The organism is Peribacillus sp. NPDC058002 (assembly GCF_042886655.1).
GTDB lineage: Bacteria > Bacillota > Bacilli > Bacillales > DSM-1321 > Peribacillus > Peribacillus aracenensis.
Window position 1 is genome coordinate 1 of sequence record NZ_JBHVQU010000061.1, and the last position, 23736, is coordinate 23736.

Consider the following 23736-nt stretch of genomic DNA (forward strand, 5'->3'; position numbering starts at 1 on the left):
GGTTAGAACAGATACAGAAAAAAACTGGATTAGACCTAAACAATTATGATAATGGCATAAAGTTATACTTAGCTATTTTGGCATATAAATTATTGAAATACATTCAAATTCAGTAAGGTGAAACGGATTTAACAACCCTTCACCTCCTTGGAGAATATGCATTTGATTCACGCTTTTCCCGCAGGAGTCTCGCACCTTACGTTCCAATCAACATTTGAAATTTTAGGTAATGCCCCTTTTGTCTACAAATTCAAACCGATAGCCATGGGCTATCGGTTGATCTTTTATCCCTCTATTTGTTGATCGTCGTCAATATCTCCTTGAGGCACGATTAATTCGTTATAGAATGCAGCCATTGTTGTTCCCGCATAAGGAATCAACCATAGTAAACCAATTCCAACCGTGAACATGCAAAGGATGCCCCACCCGATGAAGCTTAGGTGCATAAGGAAATACTTCCATTTCAAGCCCTTCATTCTTTTTCTGCTTTCTGTAATGGCTTCAAGCACCGTGTATTCAGGATGATCCTTCAATAAGAAAAACTGCTGCGAATAGGCGATAGCTTTGATGATACCTGGAATGATTAATAATAATGACCATAAAAAAATGAAAATTGCTTGTAAGATGGATGCCCCAATAAGTTTGAAAGAGGTTTTTCCATCTTTATAGATGGCGAATACTTCTGGAATATCAGGGTTTCCTTCCCTAACCAAATTCAGGTAGAACCAAGTGGTCGAAATGGTAAGCGGGATTAAGGCAATGGAAAAGACCATGCTGAAGATATCCGACCATAATGGTGTTTCTTCCTGCATGAGCCATTGTGAAAACCCACCGCTTCCGATCACATCGACAATTAAAGGTAAAATGAGGTTGATCAAGAACAAGAGCAACATAAGCGAAATAGTTACTCCCCATTTACCTCCCAACGACTGAAGGGCTTTCCTCTTTAATTCTGAGATTCTCATACTCTGTTTTAACTCCCCTTTTTTAAATGGCGGAATTCTGAATGTTCCTTTTTTATTGTAAATATGGATGGATTCAGAAAAACCACTATTTATTTGATGTTTAAATCTCACGTTGTATTTTAACATAATATTTCTGGTCGTGGGCTTAAATTCCTAGAAAGCACACATGGATAAAGGCAAGCGGTTGAACCGGTTTCGGGCAGCCATGATCAACTCCTTTCATCCCCTTGGTCTACTGGCTTGTTTGTTCCATAACAGTTTATGAAGGGGAATAAGGCATTATGCGCTTCTAAATTAAAATACCTTCGCGAAACCCTACCCTGTTTAGAGGGTGAACGGTCAGCGAAGGCGCTTGGATTTATATTGGTAAAAAGTCCTTTCGTTAATCTAGTTCTTTTTTCCTTCTCCCAGATAGGCCGGGCCGCTCATTTAATACTATCCTAAGATCTTTCGAACAGCATGGATAAAAATGTTAACACCGTACTCCATGGCATCTTCGTCAAAAGTAAAACGCGGATGATGGTGGGGATAGGCGATTCCCTTTTCCTTATTCCCAGCTCCTATCAAGAAATAATTGCTAGGTGCCTCCTGTTGGAAAGCCGAAAAGTCCTCAGCCCCCATCGTCGGTTTTTGGTGGTCGACAGAATGTTCTCCATAAACTTCACGGACAGTTTCTTCAATGAGCCTGGTGACCTCATTGTCATTTATGACCGGCCGATATCCAGTTAGATAGTTGAATTCATAAGAGGCGCCATGTGCTTCCGTAATGCCTTTGATTACCCTTTCCATAAGAATTGGCATGGATTCCCGGAATTTCAAATCAAAACTTCGAACCGTCCCGCTGATCTCAACGGAGTTTGCAATGACATTAGCCGCTTCCCCGCCAACGAACTTTCCGATGGAGAGAACCAAGTTGTCCAACGGATCTGTATTGCGGGACACGATATATTGAAGGTTCGTAACGACCTGGGCACCGATTGCGATGCTGTCAATCGTTTCATGAGGTGCAGAACCATGCCCTCCCTTTCCATTGATGGTCAGAAAGAAACCATCCGGCGCAGCCATCATCGGTCCATACACGATGCCAAATTTCCCGACTTCAAAGGTGGACATGAGGTGGGCACCAATCACGATATCCACATCTTCCATAACGCCTGCATCTACCATTTCCTGCGCTCCCCCAGGAAAATACTCTTCGGCATGCTGAAAAAAGAAGCGGACTTCACCTTTCAGGCTATCTTTCATTCCGGAAAGGATTTTCGCCGTACCAAGAAGCATCGCCGTATGACCATCATGACCGCAAGCATGCATGACACCTGGTGTTTTGGATTTAAAGTCGAAAGAGTTCTCTTCCTCGATCGGCAGTGCATCCATATCTGCACGGATGCCTAATGTTTTTCCAGTCTGTGTACCAATCAAGCGGGCCATCACACTGTATTTTGTCGGACGTGTAACTTCCAGGTTTCCAAATGACAACAGGGTGTCGTATACGAATTGCGATGTCTTCTCTTCTTGATAGGATAATTCCGGATGCTGGTGAAGATGACGTCGCCAAGCAATAACATCTTCTCTTACACTTTTTATTTCCGGATATAACTTCAAACTTTGCATGACCATTTCCTCCTCAAATATGAACAATAAAATCTATCCATCCAGTAAATCAGCAAGTTGTGTGCCAATTATTGATCTTCTGCATTTAACCATCCGGCTTCTTGAAAAATTGGATTTCAGCAAGCCCTATGAGCCTTAGACACTCAAACGGCAACATCGCTTTCAAGGCTCCCTCGCATGGAAGTGTAAAATTTTTTACCCTTTAGCGTAAAACTTTTTTTACTACTATTGAACATCCGTACCAAGAAAGGGAAAGGGACGAAAAGGAAACCTGCCCCCTTTTCGTCCCCATTTTTCTATTTAGTTATCGTCGTTTCTTTTTGATAAACCAAAGAACCGCCCATATAGGTTTCTTCCACTGTAATCCTATCGATTTCCTCCGGCCTGATCGCCAAAATATCTTGGTCGAGCACAATGAAATCTGCATGATAGCCCGGAGTGAGCTGCCCGACATCCGGGATTCTCGTTATCTCCTGAGCGGCCCTTGTATATAGTGTAATCGCTGTAGGCACATCTACACGCTGATCCTGACCTGTGTCAGTACCGTCATAGGCAACGCGGGTTACGGCTGCCTTGATTCCAACGAACGGATTGACCGGATCGACCCATGCCGTTGCAGGTGCATCGGAAGAGAATGCCAGTTTAATGCCTGCTTCTAACATGGATTGGATGGGGTAGGCTCGCCTTGTGCGATCTGCACCCAGATTATTAAGGTAGCTTTCGATTTCGGCATATAAGAAGATTGGTTGGGGAACAAAAGCGATACCCGTTTCAGCTGCCCGCTGAAGTGCTTGCTTTGTAGGCATGGCTGCATGTTCGATCCTTATCGATGGACCATCCGCGATCCATCCCGTTTTTCCGTAAAAGGTATTCACGATCAAATCGATCGCTTGCTCCCCCATTGCATGTATGACCAATTGAATATTGTTTTTCCTGGCTGCCTCAGCTGCACTTAACAACTCTGCCTCTGATGTCATCTGTATGCCATGGTTCTTTTCTTCCCCTAAAAATGGCGGATCGACCCACGCCGTTTGACCTGACACGCTGCCATCCGAGAATAACTTAACCCCACCTATATGATTCTGGCTTTCTCTGTTTGTTTTACCTTTATCCAGGATCATATCATTCTTCATATCTTCCCAAATGTAGTATAAAACTGTACGTTGCTTCAGGCCCTTTTCGCTTGCTGCCCTATACAGATCCAAGTAATCGATCGGCTTGGTCCTTGCCAGGAGTTCAGTGATTGCCGTGATCCCGTGTGATAATAATTTGGGACTCAGTTCGGCAAGAGTATCCGTTTCTTCTTCAAATGTTTGAACCGGCATCACTTTATTGACCAATTCTTTTGCATTTTCCCGTAATATCCCTGTCGGCTCCCCTTCTGAATCCCTGTCAATCTCCCCCCCTGCTGGATTTGGCGTGTCCTTCGTGATCCCGGCCAATTCCAATGCCTTGCTGTTGACGGCGATAATATGGCCGCAGGTCCGGGTTATGACAACAGGGACGTCCGTTGTCGCCCTATCCAAATCGTAGCGTGAAGGGGACCTTCCTTCCGTCAATTTCCCTTCATCATATCCCCAGCTTTCAATCCAATCCCCTGAATTATGGGATTCACACTGTTCACGAACGGCCTTGATCAAATCCTCAATCGATTCAACGACAGGGGGCATACATGGAATTTGCTTGGCTGCCTTAGCTAAAAACAGCGGATGCAGATGTGCATCAATTAGTCCGGGAAGTACCCGCCGCCCTAGAAGATCGATCCGTTCCCCATTCATTCCGTCTGTCTCTGATTGTTCTCCAACCCACTCGATGCGCCCATTATGAACAATCATGGCACTCGCATAAGGTTGTTTCGGATTCGCTGTAAATATTTTTCCGTTTATATAAATACATTTCATATTTCCCTCTCCTTAGTAAGTAAAATCTAAATGATGAAATCCTAATCACCTATTTATTTTCCTATTCAAACTTATGACCTTTCTCGGCATTTAAGATGAATGGTTTTCGCCATTCATGGGGCTTGAAGGAATTTCCTGGGCCTGTTTTCCGTGGATGAACGTTCCTGCCAAGAATCCCAGTACCGCCGGAATGAGCCATGCAAACCCATACGAACTGAACGGAATGATGGAAATGAAATCATTCATGAATCCCACATGGAGGCCGATGCTTTCCAATGTTTCGCATAAACTGATGATGAACGTGGCCAGGACCGCCCCCTTATAGGCTCCCGCTTTTGGGTTGTATTTGCGGAAAACGCCAAGTATGACAACCACAATCGAAACAGGGTAAATTCCCATGAATAATGGTACGGAGTAGTCGATGATCTTTTCGACACCCATTAGACCCATCAACACTCCCGTGGCGCAAACGACGATCACCCAATTACGATAGCTCACTTTTTGCTTCGTCAACCCGCTAAGGAAGTCCGCTATCGAAGCGGTTATTCCAATCGAGGTGGTAAGGCACGCTAATGAAACCGCTATGGCCAATGCAATCGTCCCGTAATCTCCAAGCAGATTATAGACCAGGCCCGTCACCAGCTGCGTATTCTCCATGTCATTAGGGAATAACGCGCTTCCTGTAGCACCGATATACAGAAGCCCCCCGTATATGATGAGCAATCCCAAACCAGCCACTATGGTTCCATTCATGACCACTTTCTTCATTTTGGAAGGTTCGGCATATCCTTTTGCCGCAATCGAGCCAATGAAAACCGAGGCACAAAGAAGGCCCGTGAACACGTCACCCGTCTGATAAGCACTAAAAAAGGAGTGGCCGAACGGATTTTGAATACCCGTATTTACAGGCGCCCCCAATGGATCGAATGTGCCTTTGATGACGATAAAAAGAAGAATCGCGAACAGGGCAGGCGTTAGCACTTGTCCGACTTTATCAATGAGATTAGATCGATCGCTGGCAAAATAAAAATTCAATCCAAAGAAAATGATCATCGTCACGAAAGATGGCACATTCGGGAATAATGTATGAACCCCCATCTCATGGGTCGTAGCGGCCGTCCGGGGTACAGTGACGAGCATCGCGATCCCTATCATGACGACCAGATTGAATACCTTATAAAACCAGGGGCTTATCGGCCTTGTCAGTTCTTCAAATTTCCCTTTTGAATTCAGGACCGCCACAACTCCCAGTATGGGGAGTACGATTCCCGTAAGAATGAAGCCAACTAGCGCCACAAGCCAATCCGACCCTGATGCAAGTCCGATCGACGGTGGGAAAATCAGGTTGCCAGCCCCAAAAAATACAGCAAATAAAGCAAAACCAAAAATAAGGCTGTCACGTACTATCTTGTTTGTATTCATCCATTCACCTCTATTTTTTTATCACTCGATGAAGCCTCTTTTCATACGCCTATCCTAGTAATAAGCAAATACCGTGCCAACCTTAATAATATTTGAATAGTTTTTATCCATACTAACCTATGACGCTACATACAAGGCAAAAAGGGCCACGATTCTATTTAGCGTATAGAATCGTGGCCCTTCGATTATCAAAATCCATTATGAAGGGGTGAAATTTTTCCCCCTAGCGTAAAAAAAATTTTACCGCAATTTATGTTTCTCCATTTTATATTTCAATAATTGTTTAGAGATGCCAAGCTGTCTGGCAGATTCCGCAATTTTCCCATTCGTGTTTTTCAATTGACGAACAATGATCTCTTTTTCATATTGCTGAACCGCATCCTTTAAGGAATCCACATTAAGATTGTTGTCTTTGGCCATTGGAGTTTCCGTATAATCTCTGATTCTTCCGGGAATATCATCAAGGGTGATTCTACTTGACTGGACATGATTATATGCCGTCTCGACCGCGTTTTTCAATTCCCTGATATTCCCTGGCCATGGATATCTTTTGAAGCATTGGAGCACTTCATCCTGAACACCGTCTATATAAATATTCATCGTATTGTTGTAAAAATTCAGATAATGGTCAACAAGGACTTCTATATCTTCTTTTCTTTCCATCAAGCTTGGCAAGTCAATCTGCACGACACCAATTCTATAGAATAAATCTTCCCGCAGCCGTTTCTCCGCCAGTAAAATATCCGGTACCTCATTCGTTGCTGAAATCACCCTAATGTCCAAGCGGATATTTTTCTTTCCGCCCAGTCTCCTGATCGTTTTCTCTTCAATCGCTTTCAGAAGCTTCACCTGAAGATCAATATCCAAGGAATTGATTTCATCCAGAAATAAAGTTCCCCCTTCGGCCTGTTCGAATAGACCCGGCATATCTTCCGACCCGGTGAAGCTCCCTTTATTCGTACCAAACAAAGTGCTTTCCCATAAACTAGCAGGAACTGCACTGCAGTTAAGTGAAATGAAGGGCTTTCCAAATCGATCGCTTAAATTATGGATCGCCTGGGCGATAAGTTCTTTTCCTGTGCCCGTTTCCCCAACGATCAACACATTTGAGGTCGTTAGCGCAATTCTTCCAAGTTTATCTTTAATTCTTTCCATTTTAGGGTTAACCGTGATGATATCATCGATCGTATAAACGGTATTATTTCTCCTGAAAATTTTATGGCTCGAATATTTGTCCAAATGTTGGATGGCATCCTTGGAAAAGAAACGCTTAGAGAATTCCACGGCCCCAATGATTTTACCGTTTTCGGCTATCGGAAATGTGGAATTGATCGTTTCGATGACCTCTCCCGTTTTGGTGATCATCTCTTGTTTTATATTACATAACGGTTTTCCCGTCCTTAACACATTCATGAGCGTACTATTTTCGTTCGTGATGTTTTTATAAAAGGAAGTGACACTCTTCCCCATGAATTCTTCCGGCCTTATCCCAAGCTCTTTAAGGACATTTAAATCTGCCATATCATAAAAAATGATCATCCCTTTATCATCTACGACCAAAACATTATCAAAGTCGGATAATCGCCTGAATATATCCACATCCATATTCACCCTTCCCGCCTCCTCTCAACTTTACATATTCAAACCCTGACAATCCCCGCAGATCTGTTGTAGCTTCATGGGTTGAAACTGCTTTGTGCATTGTCCAATCATTCTGATATTTTACCATGAAACAGGGCGTTTTTTCTTTTCAAACTTTTTCCTGGCTTTATGATTACCATTTAAATGATCACAACAAAAAAGAGCATCCCAAAGCAGAAATCGCTTCCGCCTTTGGAACACCCTCTTTCCTATAATCAATCAGAGCCAGTTATAACAAAATCGTCTTGGAGCAAAGCTAAAGGAAGCTTTCTATTAATAGGATCCCCTGCCGAAACATTAATTTCAGTAATGTGACCACTGGCACCTATTGAAACATCAATCAATTTCCCATCCTCCGTTTTCACTAAAAAGAGCCTCTCCCATTCATAAACATAGGAATTCTTTTGAACGTAAACTTGTTCGACGGTCCCATCCTGAGCACACTCGATGGTATGAATCGGTTTTAACACGGAATCACTCCTCCACTCTCCATTATTTGACTAAAGCTTATACCCAGCCACGGAATATTGAGGCTTCTGCCATTTTTCTGACACCGACCATATACGCTGCCAGCCTCATATCCACTTTTCTTGTCGCGGACATTTCATATACTTGATTAAATGAATTGACCAATAACTCTTTTAATTTGGTTTGGACTTCAGCATCTTCCCAATAATAACCTTGATTATTTTGAACCCATTCAAAGTAAGAAACTGTCACACCGCCTGAACTTGCCAATACATCAGGTACGAGAAGAACATTGCGTTCCGTCAAGATCTTGGTTGCCTCCAATGTAGTCGGTCCATTCGCTGCCTCCACGACAATTTGGGCTTTGATAAGATGGGCATTTTCTTTGGTGATTTGATTGGAGATGGCAGCAGGCACTAAAATATCACAATCTTGTTCCAGAAGTTCCTTATTGGTGATTGTATTATCGAATAGTGTCGTTACCGTTCCAAAGCTATCCCTTTTATCAAGTAAGTAATCGATATCCAGACCATCCTGGTTATAAATGGCACCATATGCGTCCGATATGCCAATCACTTTCGCACCTGCATCATGCATGAATTTGGCCAAAAAGCTTCCTGCATTCCCAAATCCTTGGACGATGATGCGTGCACCTTTCAATTCTATGCCCTTACGCTTTGCCGCTTCCTCGATACAGATCGTGACACCTTGTGCAGTCGCCTTTTCCCTACCATGTGAACCGCCCAGTACCAGTGGCTTACCTGTAATGAAACCAGGAGAATCGTGTTCTCTTATTCTACTGTACTCGTCCATCATCCATGCCATGATTTGTGAATTCGTATAAACATCCGGGGCCGGAATATCTTTTGTCGGCCCCACTATTTGGCTGATTGCCCGAACGTATCCACGGCTAAGCCTTTCCAATTCACCGATGGACATTTGGCGCGGATCACAGATGATGCCGCCTTTTCCTCCGCCATATGGCAGATTCACGATTCCGCATTTCAAACTCATCCACATTGAAAGTGCTTTGACTTCTTCCTCATCGACTTCGGGATGAAAACGGATTCCGCCTTTCGTCGGACCGACAGCATCATTGTGCTGGGCACGGTATCCAGTGAAAATCTTCGTCGTATTGTCATCCATCTTAATCGGAATCCGGACGGTCAGCATCCGGAGAGGTTCCTTCAAAAGCTCGAACACTTCTTCAGAATAGCCAAGCTTATCAAGCGCCTCCTTGATTACGACCTGTGTTGAATCAAGCAAGCTGGCAGTTTCTTTTTCTTCTTTGATCGTTGTACTCAATGGAATTCACCTCATAGGTATATTAGGATAAAACTCTTTTAATGCGTTCGATTGCCCAATCCAAGTCTTCTTTTGTAATAACTAATGGCGGAGCAAAACGGATAACTGTATCATGTGTTTCTTTACATAGCAGTTTTTCTTCTTTAAGCTGCTCACAATAAGGTCTTGCGGCTTCTGTTAATTCGACTCCGATGAATAAGCCTCTGCCGCGGATATCTTTAATCATTGGATTCTTGATTTCTTTTAAACTATCCATAAAGTATTGTCCAAGCTCCAACGAACGTTCTGCAAGCTTCTCTTCTTCAAGAACTTCCAATGAAGCGATGGAAACCGCACATGCCAATGGATTGCCGCCGAATGTAGAACCATGTGAACCAGGATTGAATACGCCAAGGATTTCACGGTTTGCAGCTACGCAAGAGATTGGGAAAACCCCGCCGCCCAGCGCTTTACCTAAAATGTACATGTCCGGAACTACTTCATCCCAGTCAGAGGCGAACATTTTTCCTGAACGTCCAAGTCCTGACTGAATTTCATCAGAAACGAATAGGACATTATTTTCTTTACATAGGTCGTAAGCTTCTTTTAAGAATCCTTGTGGCGGTATGATGATTCCCGCTTCACCTTGAATCGGTTCGATTAAGAATCCAGCCGTTTGCGGTGTAATCGCTTCTTTCAATGCTTCAAGATCGCCGTAAGGGATAAGCTTGATCCCTGGCAGCATCGGTCCGAAGCCCCTTCTATATTCCTCATCGGATGATAAGGACACCGCTGCCATTGTACGGCCATGGAAGTTACCGACACAAGCAATGATTTCAGCTTGGTTTTCTGCGATTCCCTTTACATCATAACCCCAGCGTCTAACAGCTTTGATTGCTGTTTCAACGGCTTCAGCACCCGTATTCATAGGCAGTGCCATGTCTTTTTGCGTAATGCGGGAAACCATTTCATACCATGGGCCCAATTTATCACTATGGAATGCACGGGACGTTAATGTTACGCGATCAGCTTGCTTTTTTAATTCGTCGATGATTTTCGGATGCCTGTGGCCTTGGTTCACTGCTGAATAGGCACTTAGCATATCCATATATTTGTTGCCTTCAGGATCTTCCACCCAAACTCCTTCTGCCTTCGCGATGACGATTGGAAGTGGATTATAATTGTTTGCACCATATTGTTCTGTTTGCTCGATTAATTTTTCCGTTACTGTTGTCATGTTGATTCCCCCTAAAATTTATAGCGTTTCAGATGTTGTTTTTCCTTGAAGGTGAAGAGCTAAATAATCAGGACCGCCCGCTTTTGAATCTGTACCTGACATATTGAATCCGCCAAATGGCTGGTATCCTACAATGGCACCAGTACAGCCGCGATTGAAGTACAAGTTACCTACGTGGAAATCCTCACGCGCTTGTTCGATATGTTCGATGTTGTTCGAGATGACAGCACCCGTTAATCCATAATCCGTGTTATTGGCAATCTCGATTGCATGATTGAAATCTTTTGCCTTACAGAATGCAACCACCGGTCCGAAAATCTCTTCTTTCATGACACGTGCGTTTTCATCCACATCGGCAATGATAGTTGGCTGGATGAAGAAACCTTTTGAATTGTCTCCTTCTCCCCCTGCAACAATTTTCCCTTCTTCTTTACCGATTTCAACGTAGCTCATGACTTTGTCGTAAGCGGCTTGATCGATGACCGGACCCATGAAGTTGCTTACATCCGTTGGTTCCCCAATTGTTTTTTCTTTCGTTAATTCAATGGCACGATTCAAGACTTGGTCATATACATCTTCCACTATTACGGCACGTGAACAAGCAGAACATTTTTGACCGGAGAATCCGAATGCAGAAGCGACGATTGATTGTGCCGCCAATTCCAGGTCTGCCTCTTTATCAACAACGATCGTATCTTTACCGCCCATTTCAGCGATGACACGTTTTAACCAGATTTGGCCTTCCTGAACTTTTGCAGCACGCTCATAAATGCGGATTCCAACATCACGAGATCCAGTAAAGCTGATGAAACGTGTACGAGGATGATCTACCAAATAATCGCCCACTTCGGCACCGCTTCCTGGAATGAAGTTCACGACTCCAGCAGGCAAGCCCGCTTCTTCCAATACTTCGATGAATTTAGCTGCAATGACCGGTGTTGTACTGGCCGGTTTCAATAAGACTGTATTTCCTGAAACAAGAGCAGCCGTCGTCATGCCTGCCATGATCGCAAACGGGAAGTTCCAAGGTGAGATGATGACACCGACACCAAGTGGAATATAATTGAAAGCATTATGTTCAATCGGACGGCTTTCCACTGGCATGCCGTCTTTAAGCTTCAGCATTTGACGTGCATAGTATTCCATGAAGTCGATTGCTTCCGCTGTATCTGCATCCGCCTCATTCCAAGGCTTCCCTGCTTCTTTAACCAATAGTGCCGAGAAATAGTGTTTTCTTCTCCGAACGGTGGCTGCAGCCCTGAATAAAATATTCGCACGCACTTCCGCGTTCGTTTTTCTCCAAGTTTGGAATGTCTTATCTGCCGCTTGCATCGCTTGCTCGGCAAGATCCTTATTCGCCTTGGATACGGTTCCGATAACTTCTTCTTTATTTGCCGGGTTTACAGAGGTAATGACTTCATCAGTAAACACTTTTTCACCATTAATGATCAGCGGATATTTCTTCCCTAAATCATTAGCTACATCATTCAATGCCGCTTGAAAAGCTTTATTGTTTTCTTCGATTTTAAAATTAGTAAATGGTTCGTGTTTATATGGTTGGACCATTATGTCTCATCTCCCTAAAGTTTATGTTTTTACTTCTCGCTTATTAATTAAGCAAGTTCCGTGCCAACTTTTAATTTTTTTGAAAAAATAATGTTTTTTCTTTAAAAATGCAATGAAATTCAGCACTTTTAGGGCAAAACTGACATAGTATGCCATTATTTTTTGCTCTAAACCCTAATTTTGTCGCTTAAACCTTACACTTTTTATTAATGCAAAATTCATGCCAACTAGAAAAACCATAAAAAACAGCGTTTTTTCACTTTTTCCGCAAAATATTTTTGCACTTCAATGCAAAATATTCTTGCTGTGCAAATTTTATTTGCGCCTTTGCTTCAATTCCTCTACAATAGCTCTAAGAAAAGAAGAAAAACGGGAGGCATTCATGCATTTAGATCAAATCATTAAAATAGAAGGTTTCCAAACCATCCTCCACTCACTGGTGGACGTAATCGATATCGGGTTACATATAATCGATATAAAAGGGCGGACCATTATATATAACAAGAAAATGGCTGAAATAGAAGGCATGGATTCGGAAGAGGTATTAGGGAAAAAGATTCACGAGATCTTTAAATTCAAGGAAGAAACGGAGAGCACATTAATACGGGCGCTTCATTCTGGAAGGAAAACCGAAAACTCGAAGCAGACCTACTTCAATAATCTCGGACAGGAAATTACAACAATCAATAATACATTTCCGATTTTGGACCAGAATCAAAATATCATCGGAGCCATTGAAGTGGCAAAGGATATAACGAATCTTGAAAGAATCATTAAAGATAATATCCTGAATAAAGGCGATACGAAATATACGTTTGACAGTATCATCGGAACGAGTGAGAATTTCTTGGAAGTCATTGAAAAAAGCAAGCGTTCGACCAGGACGGCATCCTCCATCCTCATTGTCGGGGAGACGGGAACGGGAAAAGAACTCTTTGCCCAAAGCATCCATAATGGCAGCAGCCGTTCGACACATCCTTTCATCAGCCAAAACTGTGCTGCCCTGCCAGATAGTCTTATTGAAGGAATTCTTTTTGGGACGAAGAAAGGGGCCTTCACCGGATCGATTGAAAGGCCAGGTTTATTCGAACAGGCACAAGGGGGGACCATCCTTCTTGATGAAATCAATTCCTTAAATCCGAATATGCAGGCGAAATTATTAAGGGCCCTTCAAGAAAGGACGATTCGCCGCGTTGGGGATACAAAAGATAAAAAAATTGACGTACGGGTCATAGCAACGATAAATGAAGATCCAATAGATGCCATTGCAAATGATCATTTACGAAAGGATTTATATTATCGATTAAGTGTCGTTTCGTTATTCATCCCTCCTCTTCGTGAACGGAAAGAGGATATTCCCTTGCTGGCGCAATCCTTCATCGAGAAATTCAATGCGCTGTTCGAATTGAATATTGAAGGGATCAGTGAAGAAGTCTACTCGCTTTTTTATGATTACGACTGGCCCGGGAACGTAAGGGAACTCGAACATATCATTGAGGGGGCCATGAATTTAATGGAACCTGGCGATACAAAGATTGCCATCACCCACCTTCCGACTCTATTTAGGAAGAAAGCCCATTTGGAAGACATTCATCCCGAAAGTAAAGAGAATCATGCAAATGGAGATTTACAGGAGTTGACCTTATCACTTGATGATTATATTGCCAATACTGAAAAGCAATATTTGGAGAAAATCTTGAAAGAACATGGCATGAATATTTCCCAAGCTGCCAAGGCCTTGAATATAAGCCGCCAAAGCCTTCAATACCGCTTGAAAAAGTATCAGGTCAAATAATAACATCATTCCCGCACAAAAAAGGCCCCCATTAATATGGAGGGCCTTCTTTGCCTGCTATTCATTCCACTCGCAATCAGAATGTTTCAGCCGCTTTTGCAACGTTTTCCAAACCATCCGCGATGATTTCTTGTGTCCGGTCCGGATACTGATTATGGCCTTCAATGACCACGACCTCAGGATTGTTGATTCCCCATAGGCCAATTATATTTTTCACTAAATTCACGGCCATTTCAGCAGAAGCCATTCCTTCCAATGCATAATCAGAACCGCGGGCATTCAATAGCATGACTTTCTTATCACCAGCATACCCGACAGGACCTTCCGCCGTATAATTGAACATTTTACCGGCTTGTGCCAAATAGGAAAGGTAGGTGATTAGCGGTGCAGGAACCGTTGAGTTCCATAGAGGGAAAGCGAATACCACTTTATCCATGGCCAGGAATTGATTTAAATATTGGTCAACCAGTTCTGCCGCCTTTTCCTCTTCAGCTGTCAGTTCAAGACCCTGGCTGCGTTTATACAACCCGGTTATCGCCGTATTTCCATAGTACGGAAGTTCTTCTTTAAATAAATCCAGCTCGGTCACTTCATCTGTCAGGTGTGTCTCTTTATATGCTTTTAAGAAGGTGTCATACATTTTCGAGCTGATTGCCTGATCTGCTGGACGATCATTCACTTTAACGAATAATACTTTTGTCATTTCTCCATTCTCCCCTGCCGCGATTTCTTTATTTCCAAATAATTTACTTAAGAATCCCATTATCCTCACCCTTACTTTCTGCTTTTAAATTAGACGACTAAATGAATCTCATTGCCAGATGGATCTGTTACAGCGAAAAATCCTTCTTTTTCCGTTACGGCAGCCCCGATTCCTTGCAGTTGCTCCGTTACTTTGTTTCTCGCATCTTCATCTGCAAAAACAAGAGTATACCAGTTCAGTCCCACACTATTTTCCTTTGGAGCAGGAGCGCCCACGCCATTCCAAGTGTTCAGCCCGATATGATGATGATATCCGCCGGTTGAAGTAAAGAGCGCTCCTCCATATCGATTCACAACGGTAAACCCAAGACCCTGCATGTAAAACTCCTCCGTTTTACGTAAATCCGCTACATGCAAATGTATATGCCCCATTAAAGTACCTGCTGGGAGTTTGCTCCACTCACCATCGCTTTCTTCCAGAAGGTCATTCCCATCCAACGGATCCGTGCCCATTGCGACTTCCCCACCGGCCCATCTCCAAACAGTGGATGGCCGGTCAGTGTATACTTCAATGCCATTGCCATCCGGATCGGTAATGTACAGCGCTTCACTCACTTCATGATCCGCCGCTCCAAATGGATATTTCGTTTGAAGTAAATGGCGTAAAAAAATCGATAAGTCGGCACGGCTTGGCAGCAAAAGGGCAAAGTGATATAAGCCCGTAGTCCGCCCTTCTTTCGGAATCACATCCGCAGGCTGCTCAAGTGTCAGCAACGGGGTTTTTCCGTCTGTCGTTAAAACAGCCAGCCGGTCGGTTTTCTTCAATACTTGAAGACCGATGATTTCTTGATAAAACAAAATAGCCTTATTCAAATCCAAAACATTTAAACTGACTTCGCCAACAAAAGTAATTGGTTTTTGATGAAAGTTTTTATCCATATTATCACTTCCCTTTTTTATTGAAAATCACATGATCCAAAGAAAGAACCGTACGGTTTGCACACACTAGATAGACAGACATGGCCAGCAGCGCCAAGTCCAGTTCATAGCCCGCCGCTTGCCCGTTTCCAAGAAAGCCGGCAGGTAATTTTGCCGTAAAGATCGCCCCCGCCATAATTACCGCAAATAGGACGGCAACGATTCGTGTTCCCAAACCCAGTATAACCGCAATTCCACCGATCAATTCGATTATTGCAACGATGTATGCCATGAAGCCAGGAATGCCAAGACTATCGAAAAATCCAGCCGTATTCCCTATGCCCCCTTGAAACTTTGAAACGCCGTGAATGAAAAAAGTAAGACCTAAAATCACCCTTAAAAAAACTTGACCTGCATCATTTTTATTCATGTATGAATTCTCCTTTTGTTAGTTACTTTATGTAAGTTATTATATTTTAATAAGTTTGTAATGTCAAGTAAGTTTATAGGAATATCTTTTTCCCAAAAGAAAACGAATTGCCGTAGCAACTCGTTCCATGGTGTCACTATTTAAATGTGTAATAAATGGTTGAATTGATGATGAAAGAATCCGCGATCGTTCTTCCGACTTCCTCACATGCCACTTTATTGAACTTTGTCGCATCAACGGGCTCATATAATAGTCGATGAATGCCGTCAACCGACCTTATTGCGACGGTTGCGCCAGGGTTCGTCCGAAATATCCGTTCCAGTATTTCTTCTTTATTGGGAACCAGGCTGGCAATCCATACAAGATCGAACTCCGTGTAGTCATGAAGGGCGCCATCATTCAGGATATAGTCTGACTTCCCTTCGACATCCAGTTCGTGGACAATGCGCCTGCCAAGTGAATGGGCTTGTTCATCTATATCGAGACATGTCATTTTCGCACCCAACTCCCGTTGAAGCAGCAATGGACTTAGTGGCAGAGGACCCGTCCCTACAAATGCGAATGATTGAATATCATTTTTCACCTTTTTCAATTCACTGATCTCCGTATGAATCAGTTCTTTGTAGTTATCCCAATAAATGAAAGAACGGAAGTCATCCAAGGTGTTCACACTGCCAACAAATAATTTTGCATAATGATTCTCCATCAATGATTCAGCAATCGTCAGCTTTTCAAGCATGGTACCCCGAATCGACCGGATTTCATCATAATTGAGAATTTCTTCTGCCACATGCTGATCCAACGGTTTCGAAATCATCGAAACCAGTTCGGTTAAAACGCGATTGATGATTTCGTTATTTGGTGATAAATCATCTTCTTTTAGTAAAATTTTATAAGTATCCAGATATGTATGAATGATTTTTTCCTTGTTTCTAGACCATTTGATCGTTTTCAAGGCGCACACTCCTATTAGGAAATAATTTTTTGCTTAACCGTGGTATATACAAAGCCAAAAATACCGAGCGTCCTAGGCTGAATACAGTAAAGGCCAGCCATAATGCATGGTTTTGATATGCCGGCACAAAAATATAAAGTGTTATCAAGAAGGCAATCAAGGAATAGATCATCGAGTTACGAATAGGGGCAGCTTCTGTTGCCCCAGTAAAAACCCCGTAGAAAACGATGCCTACACTAGCAGATAGAGGGAATAAAATAAGCCAGATCCCATAAATGTTTGCCAGCTCAATGACACGTGGCATCCGTGTGAAAAGCGATAGGATGATATCACCGCATAAATAGTAACTGACGGCAATCATCAGGGAGAACAGAACACCCCACTGCAACGAAAGGATCAGGGTCTTCTTATATAAGGGCTTATCTCCCGCACCAATCGCTTTTCCCACAAGAATACTTGAAGCATTTGCGAGCCCGTCAAAGAAGTAAGCCATCAGATAGTGAATTTGGATGAGTACGGCATTCGCCGCCAATATCTCCGTTCCATATGAGGCACCCTTTGCCGTGAAAATATTAAAAACGGCCAACAGGCAAAGCGTCCTGATGAATAAATCCCGATTCACCGACATCATTTTCTTAATGGATGATGGATCGAACATCTCTTTCAAAGGTGGCATTTCCAGTCGATGAGGCGACGCTTTCACAATAATGATCAGTCCAATGAAGAAGGCTATCACTTCCGAAAAAAGAGTCGCTATCGCCACCCCTTGCACACCCCATGCGAATCCATGAACAAATAGCAAATCCAGTGCAATGTTCATCAGGTTCATGAGCACCTGTAAAACTAGCGAAACCTTGATCTTGGACATCCCCATCAGCCATCCCAATATGACGTAATTCATCAAAGTGAATGGGATCCCCCATATTCGAATGTTGAAGTATTCAGCCGCATATCTTCGGACGTCAGCATCGGGATTCATCAGTGTTAAGGAAACATGTTCAATTGGCCCCTGAAGCAGGATGAAACCTACCCCTGCAACAATCGCCAGTATAAACGGCCTTAAAAAGGCTAAAATGCCTTGCTTCCCATCGTTTGCCCCAAGTGCTTGTGCAGCGAATCCCGAAGTGCTCACCCGCAAAAAACCAAACAGCCAATACAAGGTATTGAAAATGACCGTACCTATAGCTACGCCGCCCAAATAAACGGGGTTTGGTAACTGACCCACAACAGCGGTGTCCACAGCACCGATCAATGGCGTCGTTATCGTCGATATGGTCAGAGGCATGGCCAAGGCCAAATATGATCGATGGTTCACCTTACTACCTCCTTAAGAGTCAAACCTCACTTTAATCGAAACCATTACGATTTAAATCTCAAATAAACTCAACCTCATTATTCAAACATCGAAATCAGTTCTTTTGTGTATGAATGGCGATCGCTGCAAAAAAGCTGTTCGTTTTCGAAAGAATCCACAATAGCACCCCCTTTCATCACCATGATCCGTTGGCTCATCTCCTGTACAGCCGAAAGATCATGAGAAATGAAAAGGTAGGAAATGTCCAAAGTCTCCTGCAGCTTCCTTAACAATTTCAGCACCGCTGCTTGTGACAGAACGTCCAGGCATGAAGTCGGTTCATCCAATATAATGAGGGCCGGTTCAATGCTGATTGCGCGTGCAATGGTCACCCGCTGCTTTTGTCCGCCGCTTAGCTCATGCGGATAACGTTCAGCAAGACTCTTTGGGAGCTCCACAGTTTCCAGCAGCTGTCCGATATAGTTCGCTTCACTTATATACGTAAAATGTTTCATATTGACCTGGCTGCCAAATTGAAGATATGGATCCATCAGTGAATCTTTTATCCTTAGTTTTGGATTCAAGGCCGATGCAGGATTTTGCAAAACGGCTTGGATGTACTTGCGATACGGTTTTAAACTGCGTTCGCTTTTGTTTTGCAGCGCGGTTCCTTCAAATAGGATGCTGCCCTGGTCAAAAGATTCTATCTGAAGGATGAGCCTTGCCAGTGTGCTTTTTCCGCAGCCGCTCTCGCCCACTAACCCGAGGCATTCCTTCCTTTCGATGCTGAAATTCACGTTCCTTAGTATTTCCACTCCGTTATCATAGCTTTTATGGACATTTCTCACTTCTAATAACGTCATCCTGACACCCCTTTAAGTTCAAATGGAATTCTGCTCAATGATGGCGATGATTGAATCAGTTTATTCGTATATGCATGCTGCGGATGATTCAATACCTGATTTTTATCACCGGCCTCAATGATGGCCCCGTCTTTCATGACCGCAATGCGATCCGCATACTTCTTGACATGACGTAAATCATGGGTGATGAACAAGACCGCACATCCGGTTTCTTTTTGGAGCCTCGATAACAGCTGTAAGACCTTAAAGGAAGATACACTGTCCAAGGCTGTGGTCGGTTCATCCGCTATCAAAATATCCGGTTCAAGCAGCAGAGCTAACGAAATGGATACACGCTGAAGCTGCCCACCGCTTAATTGAAAAGGGTATCTGATGTAGATATCTTCATTCAAGCCCACCGATATGAGCGCCTTTACCGCTTGCTGTCTCCTTGCCTTTTTGGAAAGGTTCAAATGTGTTCGCTGATATTCGTCGAAATGTTGGCCGATAGTAAGGAACGGTGTAAATGAACCCTGGTAATCTTGAAAAATATAGGCCAGGCGCTTTCCGCGAATCTTCCTGATTTCAGAGGAAGATAGCGTTAAAAGATTTTTTTCCCCGTACCATATTTCCCCCTTCGCTTGGAGATTGGGTGCAAGCAGCTGACATATGGCCATGGCCGTCATGCTTTTGCCGCTCCCGCTTTGTCCGACAAGTGCGGACCACTCACCTTCCTGTACATCTAACGAAAGATCCTTGACGATATGACGTTGCTTTCCCATGATATTTAGCTGCCTCAAGGATAAAATGCTCATGATTCCACCTCCTTTTTCACATCGAATGCATCGCGTAAATAATCACCGAGTATGTTGGATAGAAGGACGACAAATACGATGGCGAGCCCCGGGTAAATCATCAGCAACATATTGGACTGGAAGTATGGACGGGCATCATTCAGCATGGCTCCCCATTCTGGTGCCGGCGGCTGCGCCCCGAGCCCGATATACGATAAAGAAGATATGAGCAAAATGATTTTTCCTAAATCAAGGCTAGCCAATACAAGCACGTTCCCGATAAGGTGCGGAAATAAATGCTTCCGCATAATCCCAAATGAACGTAATCCATTGATTGTAGCAGCTGTGACATAATCCTTCCGACGTTCGGTGATCACCGTACTTCGCACAAGCCGGGCATAATTCACCCATTTCACTAGAACGATCGCCAACAGGAGATTTTCGATTCCTGGTCCTAATAAGCCACTAAGCACAATGGCAACGATCGTATCAGGGAATGCAAGAAATGTATCTGCAATGCGCATGAAGATCCGATCGATCAGACCTCCTTTAAAACCGGCAATCACCCCGAACGGGACGCCGATGATAACGGCGGCAAACAGAGATAAGAGACCGTAGCCAACCGTCAGCTGTGCGCCAAGCAGAAGACGTGTCAATACATCACGCCCTAGATGATCCGTCCCTAGCGGATGTTCCAGGCTCGCCGGCCAAAGCCTTTCTCCCAGATTGACCAGTTCCGGATCATGTTTCAGAACAAGAAAGGTGTATGCCGCAACGGCAAGGACTGTAGCCATCAACGTAAAAAGGACGGTCATTCTCCAGCGCTTTTTGGATTTTTTTTTGATAACTAACTCCATTTTCCATGCTTCCTTTCCTTTAGCCTTAGCTCCGGATTTAAATAGCGATAAGATAAATCCACGGCACTATTAACCATGAATACAATGATGGCCATGACCAACAAGTACCCTTGAATGACTGGATAATCCCGTGACCGAATCGAGTCCACGACCATCTTACCTATGCCTGGATAGGCAAAAATCACTTCGATCACCACTACACCGCCGATCAGGCTGCCGAGGCTGACACCGAATACGGTAATGACCGGGGGCAGGCTATAACGAAATGCATGTGCAAAGAATATCCGCATTTCTGAAATCCCCCTTGATCGGGCAGCCCTGATGAAATCATGACTGAGGGAATCCATCAAACTCGAACGCAGCAAACGGACGTACACACTTGTGATGGCAAGCCCCAACGTGACTGACGGCAGAATCAAAGAACGAAATCCGTCCCTGCCCATTGTTGGAAGGGCCCCCCACCGTACCGCAAATAAATCCATCAAGAGCAGCCCCAACCAAAAGCTAGGAATGGCTGCGCCCAACAAAGAAACGGCGCGGCTAATCTGATCAATCCAGCTTCCCCTGTACAAGGCAGCAAGCGAACCTAATGGAATGGCTATACCAAACATCACAAGCAATGCGCCGACCGCCAGCTCAAGTGTTGCAGGCAGACCGCTCATGATCATCTCCATCACAGGCTGATTCGTCAGATAGGAATTACCGAAATCCAATTGGATAAAATCCGCAAACCAATCGCCATACTGCACTAACAGCGGATCATTGAATCCCAATTCTTCGCGAAGCTTATTGACTTGCTCGTTTGTGATTGACACATCATCCACTTGAAGTATCGAGAGGACCGGGTCCCCTGGAGCAAGCCGAACAAAAAGGAAAGAGATGAATGTAATCACAAGGACAAAAATCACGACCTCAATGAATCGACGGACTAAGATGCGGAACATTCACTTCACATCCAGTTCATTTGTCAGCATGTAGTATTCGCTTCTCGAAGTGATCCAGTTTTTAACTCTATCGGCATCATAAGCAACAAGTGTATTCGGATGTAAAATGAAAGAATTATACACATGTCCATCCACATACATCGCAATATCCTCAGCTAAATCCGAACGCTTTTCCTGCTCGACCGTTACATTCAGCTTATCAATCAGGGACGTCAGGTGATCATCATCGGTCCCACTGAAGTTCAAGGCTCCCTTTGGATGATAAGTAGCATTTAAATAATAGCCGGCATCGCCGCGCGGAGCCGTTAAATTGCTGTAGGTCGTTAAATCCCAATCGCGATTGGCCGCCATATACTCTTCAGGGATTTCTATTTGCTTGATTTTCACATCAATCCCCAACTGGCCCGCATCCGATTGAAAAACTTGGGCAATTAACGGCAGGTCGGCACGTGAACTGTATGTAAGAAGTGTAAACGTTAACGGTTTACCGTCCTTTTGCATGACACCATCCACTTTTTTATATCCCGCCTGATCAAGGAACCCTTTAGCAGCTTCCATTCCATTCTCTTTTTTCGGATAGTCCGGAGCAAAAGAGAAAGTGGACGGAAATGGTCCTGTTGCCACTTCTGCATGACCATGTAAAATCGTATCAGCAATGGAAGAACGGTCGATCAAGGCATCTATCGCCTTTCGGACGTGTATGTCCTGCAGTGCTTCACGTTCCAAATTCATCGTCATTTGATGTACGCGGAAAGTGGATGTCGATTCAACCTTCACACCATCTATCGCCTCCAAATTTTCCAGGCTTTCCACTTCTGGACGGAAAACAATATCGGCATCTCCCGATTCAAGGGCGAGGGACCGTGCATTGGCATCTTCATTAAACGAAAACCTGGCTCTCTCAAGCTTTGCGGCTCCATCCCAGTAAGGCTCATACCGTATTAAATCAACAGCCGTACCAGGCATGAATTTCGAAACGGCAAATGGCCCTGTTCCTATCGGTTTGTTTATATAGTCACTTTCCTTCACGTCAATAATCGATGTATTAGGATGGACCAATTCAGAAGGAAACTCAGGAAAGGGAACCTCCGTCTTGATGGACAGCGCATTCCCGTCCGCTTCTATCGATTCAATCCGCAAAGCATTCTTGATCGCCGGACTATCCTTCATCGCCCTCTCCAAGGAAGCCTTCACCGCTTTGCCATCCATTTTCTTTCCATTCTGAAAAGTCACACCCTCCCTTAACTCAAAATTCCATAACTGACCATCCTTGCTATCCCAACTTTCCGCCAGCCAAGGTTCGATGGTCAAATCCTCATCATTGAGATGCACCAATGTCTCAGTGATTCCAGCCCTTAGTGACACATAACTAGTATCAACATGCGGATCAAGCGAGCCAGTAGCAAAATTAAAAAGCAAGTTCACTTCCTTCTCCCCTCGCACTTCATCATTCGCAGACTCTGTGGAACAAGCAGCCAAAAGAAAAAATGAAAAACATACTATAAGAATCGATTTACTTTTTCTGAACACGATAGAATTCCTCCATTACCTCAACTATTTTCATCGGCTGCCTAAAATCGTATTGATTACGATTTATATTACAGCTTTGCTTTACTATCATGACAAATCAGGCAATGCATTTCCGAATGCTTATCCGAAATCAAAACTATGTAATGCCTCGGGATTAAACTTAATTCACGAGTATTTGCTCCAAACTCACGAGTATTGCCCTAAGCCCGTGAGTAACATCTCTAAATTTCGTGTAATAGCACCCAAAATTGCCCCCAACTCTCGATTTACTGCACTAATCCACATTTTGTAAAACCTAATCTCATTAAAAAGCTCCTTTCAAACAAATCAAAATGATTACGATTTATACTTTAAACTGCCTTTCATTATAAAACGTAATGATTACTGTTTACAAGTTTTTTTTGAGTTTTAATGTTCAGCGGATATATAATCCGCTTTTTGATTAAGAAAAACTCCTGAAAAAATTTTTCAGGAGTTTTTCGGCTTTTATTTCAAGTTGTTGTAGTGGTTGATAACTTCTTTGGTTATTTCGCTTTTTTCGTCCAATCCGCTAACTTCTTTAAGTGCGGTAGCTATACCG

20 protein-coding genes are annotated in these 23736 nt (G+C 43.5%); 1 reads left to right on the forward strand and 19 read right to left on the reverse strand.

Annotation, left to right across the window (positions count from 1 at the left end):
• Window positions 1-284 precede the first annotated feature (284 nt).
• The 9 genes from ACFVSH_RS12860 to pruA all read right to left on the reverse strand — a co-directional run bounded on the left by ACFVSH_RS12860 (window position 285) and on the right by pruA (window position 12095).
• Window positions 285-965, reverse strand: coding sequence for a DUF975 family protein (locus tag ACFVSH_RS12860; protein WP_387706244.1), 681 nt, complete (start codon window positions 963-965; stop codon window positions 285-287).
• Window positions 966-1400: 435 nt separating this feature from the next.
• Window positions 1401-2576 carry a M20 family metallopeptidase gene (locus tag ACFVSH_RS12865; RefSeq protein ID WP_387706246.1) on the reverse strand — a complete coding sequence of 392 codons (1176 nt, stop codon included), beginning with the start codon at window positions 2574-2576 and terminating at the stop codon, window positions 1401-1403.
• Window positions 2577-2872: 296 nt separating this feature from the next.
• Entirely contained in the window at window positions 2873-4477 is a 1605-nt protein-coding gene (locus ACFVSH_RS12870) for an amidohydrolase (RefSeq protein WP_387706248.1), read from the reverse strand.
• Between the two features lie 90 nt (window positions 4478-4567).
• A complete protein-coding gene (brnQ, locus tag ACFVSH_RS12875; RefSeq protein ID WP_387706250.1) occupies window positions 4568-5899 on the reverse strand; it encodes a branched-chain amino acid transport system II carrier protein in 1332 nt (443 codons plus the stop codon).
• Window positions 5900-6139: 240 nt separating this feature from the next.
• Window positions 6140-7504 (reverse strand): sigma-54 interaction domain-containing protein, encoded by a 1365-nt coding sequence (locus ACFVSH_RS12880; protein WP_387706270.1) that lies wholly within the window; start codon window positions 7502-7504, stop codon window positions 6140-6142.
• 251 nt (window positions 7505-7755) lie between these two features.
• Window positions 7756-8010 (reverse strand): biotin/lipoyl attachment domain-containing protein, encoded by a 255-nt coding sequence (locus tag ACFVSH_RS12885; protein ID WP_076364404.1) that lies wholly within the window; start codon window positions 8008-8010, stop codon window positions 7756-7758.
• Between the two features lie 37 nt (window positions 8011-8047).
• On the reverse strand, window positions 8048-9313 hold the full coding sequence (locus tag ACFVSH_RS12890) for a Glu/Leu/Phe/Val family dehydrogenase (protein WP_387600826.1): 1266 nt from the start codon (window positions 9311-9313) through the stop codon (window positions 8048-8050).
• A gap of 22 nt (window positions 9314-9335) precedes the next feature.
• The gene (locus ACFVSH_RS12895) at window positions 9336-10529 is read right to left on the reverse strand and encodes an ornithine--oxo-acid transaminase (protein ID WP_387706252.1); all 1194 of its coding nucleotides are present in this window, start codon (window positions 10527-10529) and stop codon (window positions 9336-9338) included.
• Between the two features lie 18 nt (window positions 10530-10547).
• On the reverse strand, window positions 10548-12095 hold the full coding sequence (pruA, locus tag ACFVSH_RS12900) for an L-glutamate gamma-semialdehyde dehydrogenase (RefSeq protein ID WP_387600822.1): 1548 nt from the start codon (window positions 12093-12095) through the stop codon (window positions 10548-10550).
• 382 nt (window positions 12096-12477) lie between these two features.
• On the opposite strand from pruA, the gene ACFVSH_RS12905 reads away from it, so the two are divergent.
• Window positions 12478-13890 carry a sigma-54 interaction domain-containing protein gene (locus ACFVSH_RS12905; RefSeq protein WP_387706254.1) on the forward strand — a complete coding sequence of 471 codons (1413 nt, stop codon included), beginning with the start codon at window positions 12478-12480 and terminating at the stop codon, window positions 13888-13890.
• A gap of 76 nt (window positions 13891-13966) precedes the next feature.
• Here the strand turns inward: ACFVSH_RS12905 and ACFVSH_RS12910 are convergent, their stop codons facing one another.
• The 10 genes from ACFVSH_RS12910 to nikA form a co-directional block, all read right to left on the reverse strand.
• On the reverse strand, window positions 13967-14653 hold the full coding sequence (locus ACFVSH_RS12910) for an FMN-dependent NADH-azoreductase (protein ID WP_387706256.1): 687 nt from the start codon (window positions 14651-14653) through the stop codon (window positions 13967-13969).
• A gap of 29 nt (window positions 14654-14682) precedes the next feature.
• Window positions 14683-15531 (reverse strand): VOC family protein, encoded by an 849-nt coding sequence (locus ACFVSH_RS12915; RefSeq protein WP_387706258.1) that lies wholly within the window; start codon window positions 15529-15531, stop codon window positions 14683-14685.
• Window positions 15532-15535: 4 nt separating this feature from the next.
• Window positions 15536-15940 carry a DoxX family protein gene (locus ACFVSH_RS12920; protein ID WP_387600810.1) on the reverse strand — a complete coding sequence of 135 codons (405 nt, stop codon included), beginning with the start codon at window positions 15938-15940 and terminating at the stop codon, window positions 15536-15538.
• A 136-nt stretch (window positions 15941-16076) separates the two neighbouring features.
• Window positions 16077-16895 (reverse strand): nicotianamine synthase family protein, encoded by an 819-nt coding sequence (locus ACFVSH_RS12925; protein WP_387706260.1) that lies wholly within the window; start codon window positions 16893-16895, stop codon window positions 16077-16079.
• Window positions 16873-18210 (reverse strand): MATE family efflux transporter, encoded by a 1338-nt coding sequence (locus ACFVSH_RS12930; RefSeq protein ID WP_387706262.1) that lies wholly within the window; start codon window positions 18208-18210, stop codon window positions 16873-16875. The genes ACFVSH_RS12925 and ACFVSH_RS12930 overlap by 23 nt, the downstream gene beginning before the upstream one ends.
• Before the next feature lie 77 nt (window positions 18211-18287).
• Window positions 18288-19052 carry an ABC transporter ATP-binding protein gene (locus ACFVSH_RS12935; RefSeq protein ID WP_387706264.1) on the reverse strand — a complete coding sequence of 255 codons (765 nt, stop codon included), beginning with the start codon at window positions 19050-19052 and terminating at the stop codon, window positions 18288-18290.
• Window positions 19049-19846 (reverse strand): ABC transporter ATP-binding protein, encoded by a 798-nt coding sequence (locus tag ACFVSH_RS12940; protein WP_387600797.1) that lies wholly within the window; start codon window positions 19844-19846, stop codon window positions 19049-19051. The genes ACFVSH_RS12935 and ACFVSH_RS12940 overlap by 4 nt, the downstream gene beginning before the upstream one ends.
• Window positions 19843-20682 (reverse strand): nickel transporter permease, encoded by an 840-nt coding sequence (gene nikC / locus ACFVSH_RS12945; protein ID WP_387600793.1) that lies wholly within the window; start codon window positions 20680-20682, stop codon window positions 19843-19845. The genes ACFVSH_RS12940 and nikC overlap by 4 nt, the downstream gene beginning before the upstream one ends.
• Window positions 20673-21626 carry a nickel ABC transporter permease gene (gene nikB / locus ACFVSH_RS12950; RefSeq protein WP_387706266.1) on the reverse strand — a complete coding sequence of 318 codons (954 nt, stop codon included), beginning with the start codon at window positions 21624-21626 and terminating at the stop codon, window positions 20673-20675. The genes nikC and nikB overlap by 10 nt, the downstream gene beginning before the upstream one ends.
• Complete coding sequence (gene nikA, locus ACFVSH_RS12955) at window positions 21627-23156, reverse strand: nickel ABC transporter substrate-binding protein (protein WP_387706268.1); 1530 nt, start codon at window positions 23154-23156, stop codon at window positions 21627-21629.
• Between the last annotated feature and the right edge of the window lie 580 nt (window positions 23157-23736).

Excerpts from the sequence above, each read along its gene's own strand:
- ACFVSH_RS12880 (WP_387706270.1), bottom strand. The coding sequence starts at position 7,504 with ATGGATGTGGATATATTCAGGCGATTATCCGACTTTGATAATGTTTTG.
- ACFVSH_RS12940 (WP_387600797.1), bottom strand. The coding sequence starts at position 19,846 with ATGAGCATTTTATCCTTGAGGCAGCTAAATATCATGGGAAAGCAACGT.
- pruA (WP_387600822.1), bottom strand. The coding sequence starts at position 12,095 with ATGGTCCAACCATATAAACACGAACCATTTACTAATTTTAAAATCGAA.
- ACFVSH_RS12865 (WP_387706246.1), bottom strand. The coding sequence starts at position 2,576 with ATGCAAAGTTTGAAGTTATATCCGGAAATAAAAAGTGTAAGAGAAGAT.
- ACFVSH_RS12935 (WP_387706264.1), bottom strand. The coding sequence starts at position 19,052 with ATGACGTTATTAGAAGTGAGAAATGTCCATAAAAGCTATGATAACGGA.
- ACFVSH_RS12905 (WP_387706254.1), top strand. The coding sequence starts at position 12,478 with ATGCATTTAGATCAAATCATTAAAATAGAAGGTTTCCAAACCATCCTC.
- ACFVSH_RS12920 (WP_387600810.1), bottom strand. The coding sequence starts at position 15,940 with ATGAATAAAAATGATGCAGGTCAAGTTTTTTTAAGGGTGATTTTAGGT.
- brnQ (WP_387706250.1), bottom strand. The coding sequence starts at position 5,899 with ATGAATACAAACAAGATAGTACGTGACAGCCTTATTTTTGGTTTTGCT.
- ACFVSH_RS12895 (WP_387706252.1), bottom strand. The coding sequence starts at position 10,529 with ATGACAACAGTAACGGAAAAATTAATCGAGCAAACAGAACAATATGGT.
- ACFVSH_RS12860 (WP_387706244.1), bottom strand. The coding sequence starts at position 965 with ATGAGAATCTCAGAATTAAAGAGGAAAGCCCTTCAGTCGTTGGGAGGT.
- ACFVSH_RS12915 (WP_387706258.1), bottom strand. The coding sequence starts at position 15,531 with ATGGATAAAAACTTTCATCAAAAACCAATTACTTTTGTTGGCGAAGTC.
- ACFVSH_RS12870 (WP_387706248.1), bottom strand. The coding sequence starts at position 4,477 with ATGAAATGTATTTATATAAACGGAAAAATATTTACAGCGAATCCGAAA.
- nikB (WP_387706266.1), bottom strand. The coding sequence starts at position 21,626 with ATGTTCCGCATCTTAGTCCGTCGATTCATTGAGGTCGTGATTTTTGTC.
- ACFVSH_RS12910 (WP_387706256.1), bottom strand. The coding sequence starts at position 14,653 with ATGGGATTCTTAAGTAAATTATTTGGAAATAAAGAAATCGCGGCAGGG.
- nikC (WP_387600793.1), bottom strand. The coding sequence starts at position 20,682 with ATGGAGTTAGTTATCAAAAAAAAATCCAAAAAGCGCTGGAGAATGACC.